Origin of the sequence: Fimbriimonas ginsengisoli Gsoil 348 (assembly GCF_000724625.1) — a bacterium.
Lineage (GTDB): Bacteria > Armatimonadota > Fimbriimonadia > Fimbriimonadales > Fimbriimonadaceae > Fimbriimonas > Fimbriimonas ginsengisoli.
In genome coordinates this window covers 2,848,247-2,863,827 of the sequence record NZ_CP007139.1, presented here as the reverse complement: position 1 = coordinate 2,863,827, position 15,581 = coordinate 2,848,247, and the positions used below count along the sequence as shown (strand labels likewise).

Sequence of the window (15,581 nt, the reverse complement as noted above, 5' to 3'; positions counted from 1 at the left end):
GAGGGCGAACGCACTAGCCTTCTAGTTCCGGGCTCCCGTGGTGGCGATCCCTTGGATAAAGGTCTTTTGAGCGAAGAAGAAGAGGATGATGAGGGGCAGGGTGAAAATCGTCGCCCCGGCCATCAAGAGACTCCACTGGCCTCCGTTCTTGGACATGAATTGCTGCAAGCCGTACGCGACGGTGTAGTTGGATGGCTTGTTCAAGTAAAGAAGGGGGCCTAGGAAGTCGTTCCAGGTTCCGATGAATTGGAAAATGGCGCATGTGGCCAGGGCCGGCTTGGCCAAGGGCAACACGATTCGGGTGAAGATTCCCCAGTCGCCGGCGCCGTCGAGGCGGGCCGCCTCCGCCATGTCTTCCGGAAGCTTACGGAAGAACTGGGTGAGCAGGAAGATGTAGAACGGGCCGCCGAAGAAGGCGGGGACAATCAGTGGCAAGTAGGTGCCGTACCAGCCGAGCCACTTGAAAAGCACGAAGATGGGCACCATCGTTACCTGGGGCGGCACGGCCATTGTGGAGATCATCGCGATAAAGAAAAGCGGCTTGCCGGCAAATGTACAACGGGCAAACCCATAGGCGACGATGGCGCTGGAGAGGACGACTCCGAACACGGTGACCGCACAGAGCATCACGGTATTTCGCAAGTAGGTGCGGAACGGGACCTTACTGAGTGCGTCCGGGTAGTTCTTCCACTGGACCGGGCTCGGGACCAGGCTTCGAAGCGAAACGGTGGGAGCCGCCTTCCCTTCGGTGGCGAAAATCTGCTTATCGCTCTTGAGGGAGGTCGAAGTCATCCATGCCATCGGCAGCAGGGCCGGAATGGCGAGGATTACTAGCACGAAGTAGATCGAGATTCGCTGGAACAGGTTCATGGGCGATCCCCGCCGCGGATTTGTCCAAGTCGCCTTAATCGGGCCTCTTCTTCCGTCAGATGCTTCTGCACCAGGCGTAGCGATTCCGCCGGCGTCTGGCTTCCTCTCGTTACCGCGTCCTCCGCCTTCGATAGCTCGTCCATGACAAAGTTCTGCATCGGCCCCTGAGGCGGTATCTCCAGATTGGGGCTCGTCATCAGGTCCACGAAGACCTTGTATTGGGGGTATCGCTTCAGATACGCGAGGTATGAGCTCGACTTCGCAATTACCGGGTCATCGGGAAGCCAACCCATGTCACCCATGTTTCGCCCTCCCTCTTCGGGGTGCAGGAAGCCGACGCAAAACTTGGCGAACTCCCACGCCCCTTGCGGCTGCTTGGCGGCGGTGGGAATGACCAAGTAGTTCGGGGACGACATGCAAGCGTTCGCCTTCCCTCCTTTCGGCGGCGGAATCGGAGCGAGGAGGTACGGCAGTCCGGGCGAGTACTGCTCCACCTGTTTAACCCGCCATTCGCCGTCGAACATCATCGAGTAGTTGCCGGCGATCAGCGGCATCGTCGGACCGGCATCGGCGGCTAAGGATGAGGCAAACCGGGTGGCGTTGTCGTAACCGAGGCGTTTGGTGTTCTCGGCGATGAACTCCATGGCACGCAAGTTCTCCGGCGTATCGACCACGATCCGGCCACCCTCGTTGAATTTGCCGCCGAAGACCGGCACATAGTTAGAAAACGTCTTGGGCAAATAGCCGACCCGGCGCAGATGGTGTTGAGCGTCGTACCGGTCGAGTTTGACCCCCATCGCCACGAGCTCCTCCAGCGTCTTCGGAAGGTGAGCCTTGTCGACGCCGATCTCTTTAAGGTGATCCGGGCGGTAGTACATCGCGTACAGGTCGAGGCCGTCGACCAGCGCCATGATCTTCCCGGCGTAGGTGGAGTGGCGCTTCACGATCGGATAGGTCCGGGCGAGGAATTCTCGCTTTTCGGCCGGGGTCATGATCCCGTCGTACGGCTGGATCAGGCGCTTGTCGGACCAGGTCCCGAGGATCGGCGCCCAGGTCATCAGCAGATCGGGGGTGTCGCCTCCGCTCGCGGAGAGGAGGAACTTCATGCTGCAAGCATCCTCCGGGACGGAGACCGGGACGACCTCGTATTTCGTTTGCGACGCGTTGAAGCGGTCCACCATCCCCTCGAAGATCGGCTGCCACTCGCCGGCGAAGGTGTGCCAGAAGGTGACGGGGATCCGCTGCGGATAGTGCCGCTCCGAGGGGTCTCCGGGAGCTAGAAATGCGAGCCCACCCAGCAGGAAAAGGGCGGCCATCCCCGCCTTTGCAATCTTGGGAACGTTAATCTCCAAAGTGCACCCACCTTCTCTGGCTGCGGAACACCAGTCCCGTGATCACCATGACGACGATAAACACGATCCAAGCCATGGCGCAGGCGTAGCCCATGTCCAGGTATTGCCAGGCCCGGTTGAACAGATAGAGGGCGTAGAACGTGGTGCTTCCCTCGGGTCCACCCTTGGTCATGATGAACGCTTCGGTGAAGTACTGGAACGATCCAATGATCCCCATCACGAGATTGAAGAAGATCACCGGGGTCAGCAACGGAATGGTGATTCGGCGCATTCGCTGGAAGGCGGAGGCTCCATCCAGCGTTGCGGCTTCGTAGAGATGGATTGGAATATCTTGGAGCCCGGCGAGGTAAATCACCATGCTCCCGCCGACCGACCAGAGCGACATCAGAACGAGGCTCCACGGGGCCCAGGCGGTGTCGTTCAACCATGCCGGCCCCTCGATCCCCACGGCTCGCAAAATGCCGTTCAGAAGTCCGATTTCCGGATTTAATATCCAGCTAAACACGATCGCGTTCGCCACGGCCGGCACGATCGACGGCAAATAAAAGATCGTCCGGAAGATCGTTTGCCCTTTGACCTTCGCGTTGAGAAGCAGGGCCAGAGCAACGCCTGCCACGATTCCAAGTGGTACCGAGGCCGCAGCGTAGCGGACGGTTACCCACAGTGACGACCAAAACATCGGGTCGTCGTGCAGCAGGGTCTGGTAGTTCAGATTGCCGACCCATTTGGGAGCACTCGCCAGGTCGTAGCTGTGAAAGGAGAGGGCGATGCTGCTTAGGAACGGTCCCAGCGTAAAAACGAGGAAGCCGATTAGCCAGGGGCTGATAAATAGAAACCCAGTCTTATTCTTCCGAATCCATCGCCTAAGGCCGGGACTCGGTTTATGGGCGGCGGATGAAGTTTGCATCGCGACTAGGAAACGCAGTATCGCGTATCGCCGCCTATCTTGCAAAGTTCTCCGAATTCGAGAGGCCCGAAACACGAAAAGAGCCGGCGACTTTCGTCGCCGGCTCTTTCGCTAAGGAAGTTCCTTGAGAGGAACTCTTTAGCTTCGCACAGACACTTTCCGGCTCAGCGTTGGCATTAGCCCCCTTGCCCTCACCGGGCTGGAAACCTCTATGCGAACGCTTTTACCGGATTCCGTGACCCTCGCAAAGCGGAGCGTCGTCCGGCAACGGAGCCGAAGGATCCCAATAGACCTTGGCCGAGTTGTAGTTGACGCACTGACCGGTGGTATTCGGATCGATTTCCGTTACCTGGTCGCTGACGAGCATGGATCGGGCGTTGATCCCCTTGGCATGCCCATCCATGAAGCTGACCACGGCAAAGCCGCTGTGGCGGTCAGACATTCCGTCGTTTGCGTTGAGGTCGTGCTTCGGGCTTACCCAGAATCCGTTTCCGGCCGCGCTGGGCGCTCGCTGAGTGCTACTCGCGAACACGAGCGACTGCGACGGATAGGTGAACTGGCCTTCAGAGTAGAAGGTTGCGCAGCTCGCCGCGTTCGCGCTGAAGTCCTGGGAACAGGCATAGCCGAACTGCGACGTGAAGTTCTGGTTGTAACCAAGCGAAAGCTGCTTGTAATCGACCGGCACGTAGTTCATACCGGTGAAATTAAAGCCGCCGAACGACTGCGTCGGGTTGCTGGCCGCCGGGTCGTTTGCGATGGCTACGTTCTTCGTATACGGATAGATGTAACCGGACCAGATGAGCGAGGTCGGGCCTTGCGTTCCGACCGACATTCCCTGGGCATGTTCGTAATAGACGCCATCCGTATCCTGAATGTAAAGGATGTAACCGGTAACAAGCTGCTTGACGTTGCTCAGAGCTTGGGTTTTCTTTGCGGCGGCCTTAGCGCGAGCGAAGACCGGGAATAAGATGGCGGCAAGGATTGCGATGATTGCAATCACTACTAGAAGTTCAATCAGTGTAAAGGCTTTTCTCATGGGGGGCGATCCTACGATTTCTGCTGGAGTTGAGACGATGGCGATGGGAAGCGCTTCGCCCTTCCGCACGCTACGGGTTGATTTAATCTCGATGGCTTCGTTGCTATTTCGCTAAACCATTCAATCGACAATTCTTCCTTCTTTAAGATAACCCCGGTTTTCTCCTTTCGGTTCTACCGGAGTCCTTTCTCCTTACCCGGGCTGCGGAGAACCGCAGCCCGGGCAAGATCCGATCCTAAGCGATCGTCAGTGCGTAGGCAGAGGTAACGCTCGAACCATTCACGGCGGCCGTGATATGGATGACCGTTCTCACCGTCACTGCGGTCGAAGGAATCGAGAAGGTTACGACCGTCGCTCCCGCCGGTACGGTAACCGTCGCAGGCGGCGTCGAGTGCGCGTTGTCGGAGGAGATGTTTACAACATATCCACCGGCAGGCGCCGGGCCGCTGATCGTAAGCGTAGCAGTGGTCGCCTGACCACCCGGTACGTTCGCCGGAGCGAACGTGAGGGTCAGAGCGGTCGGAGCAGTTACCGAAACCGCCGCCTGAGCCGAGGTTCCGTTAGCAGAGGCGGTGACGTTTACCGTCTGAGCCGTCTGTACCGGAGTCGTGGCCAGAGTGAAGGTTGCGGTGGTCGCGCCCGCTGCAACGGTAACCGTTGCCGGAGGCGTTCCCGCGGCGTTATCCGCCGCAAGGGTGACCACGAATCCGCCGGCCGGAGCCGGGCTGGAGATCGTTACCGTTCCCGTGGTGCTCGTTCCACCGATGACCGTAGTCGGGTTGAACGAGAGGCCGGTGACGGTCGGGGCGCTAATCGCAAGAGGAGCCGAAGCCGACTTGCCATTTGCCGAACCCGAGATGTTGGCCGTCGTGGCCGAGCCGACGGCGACGGTGGTTACCGTGAAGGTAGCCGTCGTCGCGCCTGCCGCTACGGTGACCGTTGCCGGTACCGTGGCCGCAGCCTTGTCGGAGGAGAGGGTAACCACGGTGCCGCCCGTCGGAGCCGGACCGTTGATGGTGACCGTTCCGGTCGAGGGGTTGCCGCCGACCAGAGAGGTCGGGTTGAGCGAGACGCCGGTAACTCCCGGAGCCGCGATCGCCAAGGCGCCCGTTCCAGTCGAGCTGTTCGCCGACGCGGAGATGACCGCGGAGACGTCGGCTCCCACCGGAGTCGTGGTGACCGTGAAGGTCGCCGTCGTAGCGCCCGCCGCCACGGTTACCGTTGCCGGAACCGTCGCTGCGGCGTTGCCGGAGCTGAGGTTGACGACCAGGCCGCCCGCCGGAGCCTTACCGCTCAGGGTGAGGGTCGCGGTCGAGGAGGTTCCACCGATGACGGAGGTCGGGTTGAGCGTCACCGTCGTGACCGTCGGCACCTTGACCGTGACGGTCGCGGTCGCCGTGCCGCCGTTAGCGGCCGCGGTGATCGTTGCAACGACCTGCGATGCAACCGGAGTCGTGGTGACCGTGAAGGTCGCCGAGGTGGCGCCGGCCGCGACCGTTACCGAAGCCGGTACGGTTGCCGCTGCGTTGTCGGACGACAGGGTCACTACCTGGCCACCGGCAGGAGCCGGTCCGGCGAGGGTTACCGTCGCGGTGGAAGTGTTTCCGCCGATGACGGTGACCGGGCTCAGCGACAGAGCGCCCGGAGGAGCCGTCGTGATCGTCAGAGGAGCCGTCGCCGATCCGCCGTTGGCGGAGGCGCCGATGTTCGCGGTGGTGTTCGAGGCAACACCAGTGGTGGTGATGGTGAACGTGGCCGAGGTGGCGCCCGCGGCAACCGTTACCGTCGCCGGTACCGTTGCGGAAGCGCTGTCGGAAGTGAGGTTCACCACGGAGCCGCCAGCGGGCGCGGGTCCGTTAACCGTCACGGTGCCCGTCGAGGGCGAACCGCCGAGGACTGACGCCGGATTTACCGACACGGCCGTTACCGCCGGAGCGGTGATGGCGAGGGTTCCAGTCTTGGCGATCGCGTTGGCGGTACCGGTGATGGTAGCCGTCTTGTTAGCCGTAACCGGGCTCGTTCCGATGGCGAAGGTCGCCGTCGTTCCGCCCGCCGCAACCGTTACCGAAGCCGGTACGGTGGCCGAGGACGTATCGGAGCTCAGGGTGACCACTTGGCCTCCCGTCGCTGCCGGGCTCGTGAGGGTCACGGTGCCGGTGGAACCGGTTCCGCCGATGACCGTCGAGGGGCTCGTCGTTACCGATGCAACGCCCGGAGCGGTGATGCCCAGAGTCGTGCTGGCGGACTTGGCGCCCGTGGTCGCCGTGATCGTAGCGGTGTCGTTTGCCGCGACCGGAGTCGTGGTGATGGTGAACGTAGCCGCGCTTGCACCCGCGGCGACGGTGACCGTCGACGGGATGGAGGCCGAAGCCCGGTTCGAAGCGAGGGTTACGGTTACCGAGCTACCCGAAGCAACGGGACCGGTGAGGGTCGCGGTGCCGGTCGAGGAAGTTCCGCCCGCTACCGAAGCGGGGCTGGCGGCGACCGTCTTGATGACGGGCGCGAGAACCTTCACCGGGTAGGTGCTGGTGGCGCCGTTCAGGGTTGCCGTAACGGTCGCCGTCGTGTCCGCGGTAACGGGCAGCGTGGTGATCGCGAAGGCAGCCGACGTCGCGAGCTGCTTGATCGTGGCCGATGCCGGCACGACTACGGCCGGGTTATTGGACGAGAGGGTGACCACGTAGCCACCGGCCGGAGCGGCCGAAGGAACCTTGAGCGTTCCCTGAGTCGAAGTTGCGCCGGTAACGCTGCCCGGGCTAACCGTCAGCGTGATCGAGCTGGAAGCGGTAACGGAAAGCACCGCGGTTGCGGATACGCCGTTCTGAGCTGCCGTGATCGTCGAGGTCGAGTTCGTGCCGACAACCTTGGAGGTGACGGTGAACGTTGCGGTCGTCGCACCCGCGGCAACCGTAACCGTCGCCGGCACGGTGGCCGCCGAGGTGTTGCTCGAGGTGAGGTTCACCACGAAGCCGGCCGCCGGAGCAGCGCTGCTAAGGGTTACCGTTGCAGTCGACGGGCTACCGCCGGCTACCGTGGTCGGGTTGAGCGAGAGACCGGTGACGGTCGGCGCCTTGATCGTGACGTTGCCGGATGCCGTCGTACCATTCGCGGTTCCGGTGATGGTCGCAACCTCGTCGGCCGAGACGGCCTGGGCTCCGACGTTGAACGTAACCGAGGAAGCGCCAGCAGGCACGACCACGGTCGTCGGAATGATCGCGTGGGTGCTCGCCGTGGAGAGCGCCACCGAAGCGCCGCCGGCCGGAGCCGCACCCGCGAGGGTAAGGGTTCCGGTGGAGGAGCCGCCGCCGATCAGGGAGGTCGGGCTGAACGAGAGACCCGTGACGATCGCGGGGATAACGGTCACGTTCGCATTCGCCGAGGAGGCGTTTACGGTTGCCGTGATCTTCGCGGTCGCGTTTGCGCCGGAGACGGTCGAGACCGTGGCGGTCCCGGTCGTTGCGCCGGCGGCGATGGTGAAGGTAGCCGGAACGGTCGCGGCTGCGTTGTCGGAGGCGAGGTGAACGACCAAGCCCGCGGCCGGAGCGGCGCTGCTGATCGTGACCGTTGCCGTGGAGCTGCTACCACCCTGAACGGTGGAAGGAGCAAGCGCGACCGACGTGACCGTCGGGGCGGTTGCGGTGACGTTGGCAGTCTTGGAGACGCCGTTAGAAGTCGCCGTGATCGTGCCCGTCGTGTTCGTAGCAACCGCCACCGTGTTGATGGTGAAGGTCGCGTTGGAAGCGCCGGCGGCGATGGTGACCGATGCCGGCACCGTGATCGCAGCGTTGTTGGACGACAGCGTTACCGTAACGCCGCCCGCAGCAGCCGGGCTGCTGATCGTGACCTTACCTGTCGAAGGAGTGCCGCCGACCACGCTGGCCGGGGTGGGCACCACGCTCAGAAGAGACTGAGCCGTCAGGGTAATCGGAACGCTTGCCGAGCTGCCGTTCACACTTACCGTGATGTTCGCCGTCGTGGTCGAGCTGACGACCGACGTGGAGATCAGGAAGTTGACGGAGGTGGCGCCGGCAGGAACCGTCGCGTGTGCGGCCACGGTGGCGCTTGCCGAATCCGAAGCCAGATTAACCACGTATCCGCCGGTGGGCGCCGGGCTCGTGAGAGTGACCGTACCGACTGAGTTGTTGCCGCCCGCGACCGTCGCCGGGTTGGCGGTGACCGTGCTCACCTTCGGAGCGCCGATTGCGAGGGTCGCCGTCTGAGTCGCGCCGTTGTAGGTCGCGGTCAGGGTCGCCGTCACGTTCGTTCCGACCGCAGTGGTCGTGAGCGCCGCCGTTCCGGTGGTGCTGCCCGCGGCCACGGTGACGGTAGCCGGAGTCTGCATCGCCGCGTTATTGGACGAGAGGGATACCGAAGCGCCGCCCGCAGGAGCCGGGCTTGCCAGGGTTACCGTCGCCGTCGCACCGGTTCCGCCGTTGACGGAGTTCGGGGAGATGGTGACGCCGGTGAGGCCTCCAGCCGTGATCGTGAGAGGAGCCGTCTTGGTGACGCCGTTGACCGAGGTCGTGATCGTCGCCGTCGTGTCGGACCCAACGGCCGACGTGGTAACCGTGAAGGTACCGGTGGTCGCGCCCGCAGGGACGGTCATCGTCGCGGGGACGGTGGCCGCGGCCTTATCGGAAGAAGCCGAAACCACGAAGCCGCCGGCCGGAGCCGCGCTGCTGATGGTAACGGTTGCGGTGGCGGTTCCGCCGCCAACTACGGTTGCCGTATCGAGGCTCAGGGAGCTGAGCGTCGGGGCGCTGATCGACAGCGGGGCGTTGGCCGAGCTGCCGTTGGAGGAGGCGGTGATCGTCGCCGTCGCGTTCGTCTGAACCGGCGAGGTGGAGATGTTGAAGGTGCCGGAAGTGGCGCCTGCAGCGATCGTGGCGGTGGCAGGCACGCCGGCCGCCGCATTGTTAGAGGAGATCGCGACGGAAAGTCCGCCAGCCGGCGCCGCCGAACTGATCGTAACGGTGCCAACCGAACCAACGCCGCCAACGACGGTCGTGGGGTTCAGAACAACGCTGACCACGGTCGGGCCGTTGATCGTGAGCGGAGCGCTCGCCGAAGTGGATGCTCCGGTCGCCTTGATGTTCGCGGTCGTGTTAGCGCCGACGGCGACAGTGGTAACGGTGAAGGTCGCGGTGGTCGCGCCCGCGGCAACCACTACGGTTGCGGGGACGGTGGCCGCGGCCTGGTCGGACGACAGGGCGACGGTGTAGCCGCCGGTCGGAGCCGGAGTTGCGATCGTAAGCGTTGCGGTGGAGCTTGCTCCGCCGAGGAGGGTCGTCGGATTAAGAACGACCGAGGAGACGACCGGAGCCTTGATGCTGAGAGCACCCTTGACCGTGGTCGCGCCCGTGGTGGCCGAGACGTTGGCGACCTGGTCGGTCGGAACCGCTTTGGTCGTAACGTTGAACGTGGCCGAGCTTGAACCGGCGGCAACGGTAACGCTGCCGGGGACGGTCGCGTTCGCGTTATCCGACGCAAGCGCGACGGCCATGCCGCCCGCGGGCGCCTTGCCGGTAAGAGTGACGGTGCCAACCGTGCCGACGCCGCCCACAACCGTGGACGAGGCGTAGGTGACGGACAGGGCGACCGGCGGAATGATCGGAAGGGCGAACTTCGCGGTGACGCCGAAGGCGGTCGCCGAAAGGTTGGCCGTGACCTTGCTCGTAACCGTCTGAGCGGTGATCGCGAAGGTACCGGTGGTGGACCCGGCCGGAACGGTAACCGTCGCGGGGACCGTGACGGTCGGCGCGAGGTCCGAGGCCAGGGCTACGGTAAAGCCAGCGGCCGAAGCCGGCGTGCTGATCGTAACCGTACCGGTGATCGTCGAACCACCGTAAGCCGGGCTCGGAAGAACCGTGAGGCTGTTGAGGTGGGCGGCTCGAACGGTCAGATTAGCCGTCGCGGAGGAAGCGTTTGCCGAACCGGTGATGGTGGCAACGGCGTCCGCGTTACTCGTCTGGGTCGTCGTGATGGGAAAGGTCGCGGTGGTAGCTCCCGCCGCAACCGTAACCGACGCACCTGTGCTTGCCGTTGCGTTGTTCGAGGCCAGGGTGACGACCGTTCCGCCGGCCGGAGCCGCTGAATTCAGGGTCACCGTGCCGGTCGAAGGATCTCCGGCAAGGACAAGACTGGGGTTGAGTGTGACTGACTTAACCGTTTGCGCGGCCCCAAAGCATGGGACCAGCAAAGCCAGTATCAAGAAAAGTAGGCGTATCGGAGATCTCATGATCTTCCGAGGTTTGGATATTTGTTCAGTGTGTGGCATCGATGCTCCCAGGACCAGGATTTGTCTGTCTCATCCGGATCATCCAAAGAAAGCGCCATACAAATGAGCGATAGGTGCTCACGTGAATTCGCTGCGGCGGCTAAGGCCCGCCGGAGAGTGAGGATACGCCTTCTAGCCAAAACTTGAAAGTAGTCGAAAATTGCTCCCTCAAGAACCGTTTTTCAGGTTCGGAGAGGCGTTCGCGGAACGTTCCAAAACGATCTCTATCCCGCGTGAGCCTAAGGACCCAGTGGGACGGCCCGCAATGCAAAGCGAAGTCAAGAAAGTCGCTCTCGTCTCGCTTAACGAAAGAGTGGCCGTAATTGCGCCAGTTCCCGCATCAAGAGCTAACCGGCCCAGTGGGTCTAAATACCCACCGTTGAAACTGGACCGGTAAATATGCTATGTCCACGAGCCCTTTTCAGGCCCCGGGGATTACCGTGTAATCAACCTGAAAGCGGTCTTCTTGAAAGGCGTCACCTTTGTTGGTCACATGTTTTTGAAAACGTTCGCCAGCCAAGCGAGGCGAGGGGGATCTAGCGGCTATGATTCGAGGCGTGAGGGCCCTAGAGCTAGTTGAATACGGCCGGTTCCAGTTGGTCGACCTGCCGGTACCGGAGCCAGCCCCCGACGAAGTTCTCATTCGAGTGCGCGCGTGCGGGATTTGTGGCAGCGACGTGCATGGCATGGATGGCAGCACCGGCCGAAGAATCCCGCCGATCGTGATGGGGCATGAGGCGTCGGGCGACATCGTTAAGGTCGGCGCCGACGTCGCCGGGTGGCAAATCGGGGACCGGGTGACGTTCGATTCCACAATCTACTGCGGGCACTGCCCCTACTGTCTTCGGGGCGAGGTCAATCTCTGCGATAACCGCCAGGTGCTGGGGGTTTCATGCGCGGAGTACCGGCGGCAAGGGGCGTTCGCGGAGTTCGTGGCGGTCCCCTCCCGAGTCCTTTGCCGCCTGCCCAACGGCCTTGGCTACGAACAGGCGGCGATGGTTGAACCGGTGTCGGTCGCCCTCCACGGAGTCCACCGGGCGCGAGTGCAGGTGGGCGAACGAGTAGTCGTGGTTGGCGTCGGCATGATCGGCCTCTTGGTTGTCCAGGTCCTAAAGGCAAAGGGAGCCGGCGAGATCGTCGCCGTCGATATCGACGCTCGAAAACTGGAGCTTGCGATCGCTCTGGGGGCCGACTCCGCCCAAGGCTCTTCGATCGGGATGGAGCTCGACGCCGCGATTGAAGCCGTGGGGATAACGGCGACGGTCGATATGGCGATTCGGAGCGTGCGTAAGGGCGGAAACGTCTCGCTCGTCGGCAATTTGTCGCCAAAGGTGGAGATTCCGTTGCAGGTTGCGGTGACGCGCGAACTCTCGATCTATGGATGCTGTGCCTCGCAAGGCGACTATGAGGAGAGCCTTAGCCTTATCGCATCGGGCGCGGTAAAGGTCGATTCGATGATCTCCGCCCGGATATCTCTAGACCAAGCGCCCGAGTATTTCGACCGGCTTCACCGGCAAGAGCCGGGACTGATGAAGGTGATGGTATGTCCCTGAAAGAATTCGATCTCACCGGTCGGGTCGCCGTCGTTACCGGTTGCAGCCGCGGCCTCGGGCAGGTGTTCGCTCGCGCGCTCGCCGAGGCCGGTGCGGACCTCATCATCACGAGCCGCAACATCGAATCGCTAAAGCCGTTCCAGGCGGAAATCGAGGCGCTCGGGCGTCGCTGCATGCCGTGGGCATGCGATGTAAGGGATCAGAAGTCGATCGAACGAATGGCGGAGGCCGCCTTTCAGAGAGCGGGCAAGATCGACATCCTGGTGAACAACGCAGGGTGCAATGTGCGGAAGCCGGCCCTCGACGTAACCTGGGATGATTGGAATCTCATCCTCGACACCAACCTCCGGGGCACCTTCTTCGTTTCCCAGGCGATTGGCCGGCTGATGATCGAGGAGAAGTACGGCCGCATCATCAACATCGGTTCCGTCACGAGCGTCAACGGCTACGCGGGGCTCGGACCGTACGGCGCGAGCCGGGGCGGGGTGAAGCAGCTTACGATGAGTCTGGCCGACGACTGGGGTGTGCACGGAATCACCGTCAACTGCCTCGCGCCGGGGTGGTTCAAGACCGCCCAAAACGCGGTGATGTACGAAGATGCCGAGTGGGTCGAATATCTGAGCGACCGGATCCCGCTCAAGCGTCCCGGCCAGCCGAGCGACCTGCGCGGCGCGATTGTCTTTCTCGCCTCCGAAGCCAGCGCGTACATCACCGGGCAGACCTTGCTCGTCGATGGCGGCATCACGACGGGGGCGGTGCGTGCGTTGCCTAAGAGAGACCGAATCTGACTTTGGCAAGGCTCCGAAAAGGCGGTTTTGATGGAGATAAAGGAAAGGGCAACCGATAGAATGGGTTGAGACTTCGAAAGGTTAACCATGAGGCTTGAAGTCACCATCTCCGATCAGCTCTACAGCCAGGCGCAGCGCGTCGCGGTGGAAATCGGCGTTAGCCTTGACCGGTTCGTTTCCGAGGCCGTTGAGCTGCGACTCGAGGATGAACCCAGCGGCCCGAAGGTCACGCCGGAGCTCGTCGCCGCCTTGCGGAAAGCGAAGGCCGACGTCGAGGCGGGGAACGGCAGAACCATGGCGCAGGTGGAAGAGAGCCTTGCCGCGAAAAGGGCAGCATGGCTTCAAGCAAACCCACGATAACCGTCACCCTCTCGCGCGACGCCGAAGACGATCTGATCGGAATTTGGGCCGACAACGTCGAGCTTTACAAGGACGTCGACCATGCCGACGGCTACCTACACTTCCTCAGGACGGGGATCAACCGCCTTGCCACCAGCTACGCCGAGGGGCAGAGTTGGAAGGGCTCCCCGAGTTTCGGTTCGTAACCCTGCGCAAGAGCAAGAAAGGGCACGGCCATTACGTTATTTACGACATCGACGAGGCGGAGCAGCTCATCACCGTGCTGCGGGTCTATCACACCCGTATGGACATTCGGGGCCGATTGAAAGCGCAGTTCGGATGAGCGCCCAGTGGCAACAACCATTCCGAGTTCGCGGTGGAGTAGCTCGCGTATCTTCTCGACGGTCTGAGCGCCGGGCCACGGCCTTCGTTGCCGCCCAATACGGCGCGAAGGAGGCGGTGTAGAGGCCGCCAAGCCGGGGTTTTGCGCCCAAGCCGGCAACCGTTTATGGCGGCACCGCAATAATAATGGAGAAACACACCTCAGGCGAGCCGCCCGCGCCACGTCACCTTAACCGACTGCGCTAAGCTCAGGGAAGGTCTTTCTGTTATGTCACTACTTCCCCTCGCCCTGCTCATCGCTTCCGCGGCTTCCCATGCCGCGCCTCAATCGGATCCGCTCAAGGAAACGGCGGCTCAGAAAGCCGCGCGGATGAAGTGGTTCGAGGAGGCCCGGTTCGGGATGTTTATCCACTGGGGGCTCTACAGCGTTCCCGCCGGTTATTGGAAAGGGCGAATGATCCCCGGGGCGGGGGAATGGATCATGCATGAGGCGAAGATCAAGCCCGAGGAGTACGAGCCGTTCCGCGACCAGTTCAACCCGGTCAACTTCGATGCGATGAAGTGGGTGAAGATCGCCAAGGGGGCGGGGATGAAGTACATCGCCATCACCTCCAAGCACCACGAAGGCTTCGGAATGTGGCCGTCGGCGCAGGGAGACTGGAACATCGGGCATACCCGCTTCCATCGGGATCCGCTTAAAGAGCTCGCCGCCGCCTGCAAGAAGGAGGGGCTCAAGCTCTGCTTCTACCACTCCATCATGGACTGGCACCATCCGGATTACCTTCCCCGACGAGCCTGGGATACAAGACCGGTCGACCCTACTAGTTTCCCGCGCTACGTGCAGTACATGAAGGCGCAACTCAAGGAGTTGCTGACCAACTACGGCCCGATCGGCATCATCTGGTTCGACGGCCAGTGGGAGAGCACTTGGAACCACGACGAGGGGATCGACCTGTACCGCTACATCCGGTCTCTGCAGCCGAACGTCATCGTTAACGACCGGGTCGATTCCGGCAACCTCGGTCCAAGCAAGACTCCGTTTACTCGCTCCGTCGGCGACTACGGAACTCCCGAGCAGACAATCCCAGCGAACGGACTTCCCTACCCTTGGGAGACCTGCATGACGATGAACGACACCTGGGGATTTCATGCGGCCGACCACAACTGGAAATCGACGGAGACCCTTGTTCGGAACCTGATCGACATTGCTAGTAAGGGAGGCAACTACCTTCTCAACGTCGGCCCGACGTCGTTAGGCGAGATCCCGGACCCCAGCATCGAGCGGCTCGCCGAGGTGGGCAAATGGACGAAGGCGAACGGTGAAGCGCTCTACGGCACGACGGCCAGTCCGTTCCCCCGCCAGCTCCCCTGGGGCCGGATCACGCAACGTCCCGGCAAGCTCTACCTTCACGTCTTCGACGCGGGGGCTAAGGGAGATATCGAGCTCACGGGATTGAAGAACCACGTGAAAGGGGCCTACCTTCTGACGAACCGGCGTCAGGCCGTCTCGGTTGTGAACGGTCCGAACGGCCCGGTCATCCACCTACCGACTCCGTTGACCGACCCTCTCGCCACCGTCGTCGTCGCCCAGATCGACGGCCCGCCGGTCGTCGACATGCCGGCGTGGACGGCTTCGCCCGACAGCAGCGGACAGTTCGTCCTCGACGCTAGCCACGTCACGATTCACGGAGAGACCGCCCAGTACGAGCCGGCCCATAAGGCGATCGGTTATTGGACGAACCACACGGACTACCTTACTTGGAACGTACAAGTGCCAAGAGCCGGCGCTTACTCGGTCGAAGTGGATCTCGCCTGCGCCCCGGGTTCCGAGGGAGGAATCTTCGAGGTTTCGGTGGGCGGCCAAGCCGTCACCGGCAAGGTTCCCCTGACCGGGAGCTGGGACACTTTCATCAAGGTGAACGCGGGGACCATCAACCTCCCCGCCGGTAAGTCTGAACTCAAGCTCCGCCCCGTGGACTTCCCTGGCCTCGCGCTTATGAATCTCCGTTCCATTAAGCTAGTTCCAACTCGCTGAGTTGGGATACCGTCGATCTGATCCCTCCCGACGCGTCGTCGGGAGGGTCCGGCCACGGCCGGGCAATCTCCGCTCTGGTATC

At 62.5% G+C, this 15,581-nt stretch carries 11 protein-coding genes; 6 read left to right on the top strand and 5 right to left on the bottom strand.

Annotation, left to right across the window (positions count from 1 at the left end):
* Positions 1-21: 21 nt before the first annotated feature.
* From OP10G_RS13000 to OP10G_RS12980, 5 genes are all read right to left on the bottom strand, one after another.
* Complete coding sequence (locus tag OP10G_RS13000) at positions 22-870, bottom strand: carbohydrate ABC transporter permease (RefSeq protein WP_025225449.1); 849 nt, start codon at positions 868-870, stop codon at positions 22-24.
* Entirely contained in the window at positions 867-2,222 is a 1,356-nt protein-coding gene (locus OP10G_RS12995; protein ID WP_025225450.1) for an extracellular solute-binding protein, read from the bottom strand. Before OP10G_RS12995 ends, OP10G_RS13000 begins: the two co-directional genes overlap by 4 nt.
* Positions 2,212-3,129: a carbohydrate ABC transporter permease gene (locus OP10G_RS12990; protein ID WP_025225451.1), complete on the bottom strand. Its 918-nt coding sequence runs from the start codon at positions 3,127-3,129 to the stop codon at positions 2,212-2,214. Before OP10G_RS12990 ends, OP10G_RS12995 begins: the two co-directional genes overlap by 11 nt.
* Before the next feature lie 223 nt (positions 3,130-3,352).
* Positions 3,353-4,165 (bottom strand): prepilin-type N-terminal cleavage/methylation domain-containing protein, encoded by an 813-nt coding sequence (locus tag OP10G_RS24630; RefSeq protein WP_084179789.1) that lies wholly within the window; start codon positions 4,163-4,165, stop codon positions 3,353-3,355.
* Positions 4,166-4,400: 235 nt separating this feature from the next.
* Positions 4,401-10,271, bottom strand: coding sequence for a beta strand repeat-containing protein (locus OP10G_RS12980; protein ID WP_025225453.1), 5,871 nt, complete (start codon positions 10,269-10,271; stop codon positions 4,401-4,403).
* A gap of 728 nt (positions 10,272-10,999) precedes the next feature.
* Here OP10G_RS12980 and OP10G_RS12975 point away from each other — a divergent pair.
* From OP10G_RS12975 to OP10G_RS12955, 6 genes are all read left to right on the top strand, one after another.
* A complete protein-coding gene (locus OP10G_RS12975; protein ID WP_025225454.1) occupies positions 11,000-11,995 on the top strand; it encodes a galactitol-1-phosphate 5-dehydrogenase in 996 nt (331 codons plus the stop codon).
* Positions 11,986-12,783 (top strand): glucose 1-dehydrogenase, encoded by a 798-nt coding sequence (locus OP10G_RS12970; RefSeq protein WP_025225455.1) that lies wholly within the window; start codon positions 11,986-11,988, stop codon positions 12,781-12,783. Before OP10G_RS12975 ends, OP10G_RS12970 begins: the two co-directional genes overlap by 10 nt.
* Before the next feature lie 87 nt (positions 12,784-12,870).
* Positions 12,871-13,143 carry a hypothetical protein gene (locus OP10G_RS26875; RefSeq protein WP_025225456.1) on the top strand — a complete coding sequence of 91 codons (273 nt, stop codon included), beginning with the start codon at positions 12,871-12,873 and terminating at the stop codon, positions 13,141-13,143.
* Positions 13,119-13,328, top strand: coding sequence for a hypothetical protein (locus tag OP10G_RS27745; protein ID WP_025225457.1), 210 nt, complete (start codon positions 13,119-13,121; stop codon positions 13,326-13,328). The genes OP10G_RS26875 and OP10G_RS27745 overlap by 25 nt, the downstream gene beginning before the upstream one ends.
* Entirely contained in the window at positions 13,298-13,465 is a 168-nt protein-coding gene (locus tag OP10G_RS27740) for a hypothetical protein (RefSeq protein WP_338031845.1), read from the top strand. Before OP10G_RS27745 ends, OP10G_RS27740 begins: the two co-directional genes overlap by 31 nt.
* Positions 13,466-13,732: 267 nt before the next feature.
* A complete protein-coding gene (locus OP10G_RS12955; protein WP_025225458.1) occupies positions 13,733-15,499 on the top strand; it encodes an alpha-L-fucosidase in 1,767 nt (588 codons plus the stop codon).
* Positions 15,500-15,581: the final 82 nt, after the last annotated feature.

Bases quoted from the DNA above. Each gene is read 5' to 3' on its own strand.
- OP10G_RS13000 (WP_025225449.1), bottom strand. From the start codon at position 870: ATGAACCTGTTCCAGCGAATCTCGATCTACTTCGTGCTAGTAATCCTC.
- OP10G_RS12990 (WP_025225451.1), bottom strand. From the start codon at position 3,129: ATGCAAACTTCATCCGCCGCCCATAAACCGAGTCCCGGCCTTAGGCGA.
- OP10G_RS24630 (WP_084179789.1), bottom strand. From the start codon at position 4,165: ATGAGAAAAGCCTTTACACTGATTGAACTTCTAGTAGTGATTGCAATC.
- OP10G_RS12970 (WP_025225455.1), top strand. From the start codon at position 11,986: ATGTCCCTGAAAGAATTCGATCTCACCGGTCGGGTCGCCGTCGTTACC.
- OP10G_RS26875 (WP_025225456.1), top strand. From the start codon at position 12,871: ATGAGGCTTGAAGTCACCATCTCCGATCAGCTCTACAGCCAGGCGCAG.
- OP10G_RS27745 (WP_025225457.1), top strand. From the start codon at position 13,119: ATGGCTTCAAGCAAACCCACGATAACCGTCACCCTCTCGCGCGACGCC.
- OP10G_RS12955 (WP_025225458.1), top strand. From the start codon at position 13,733: ATGTCACTACTTCCCCTCGCCCTGCTCATCGCTTCCGCGGCTTCCCAT.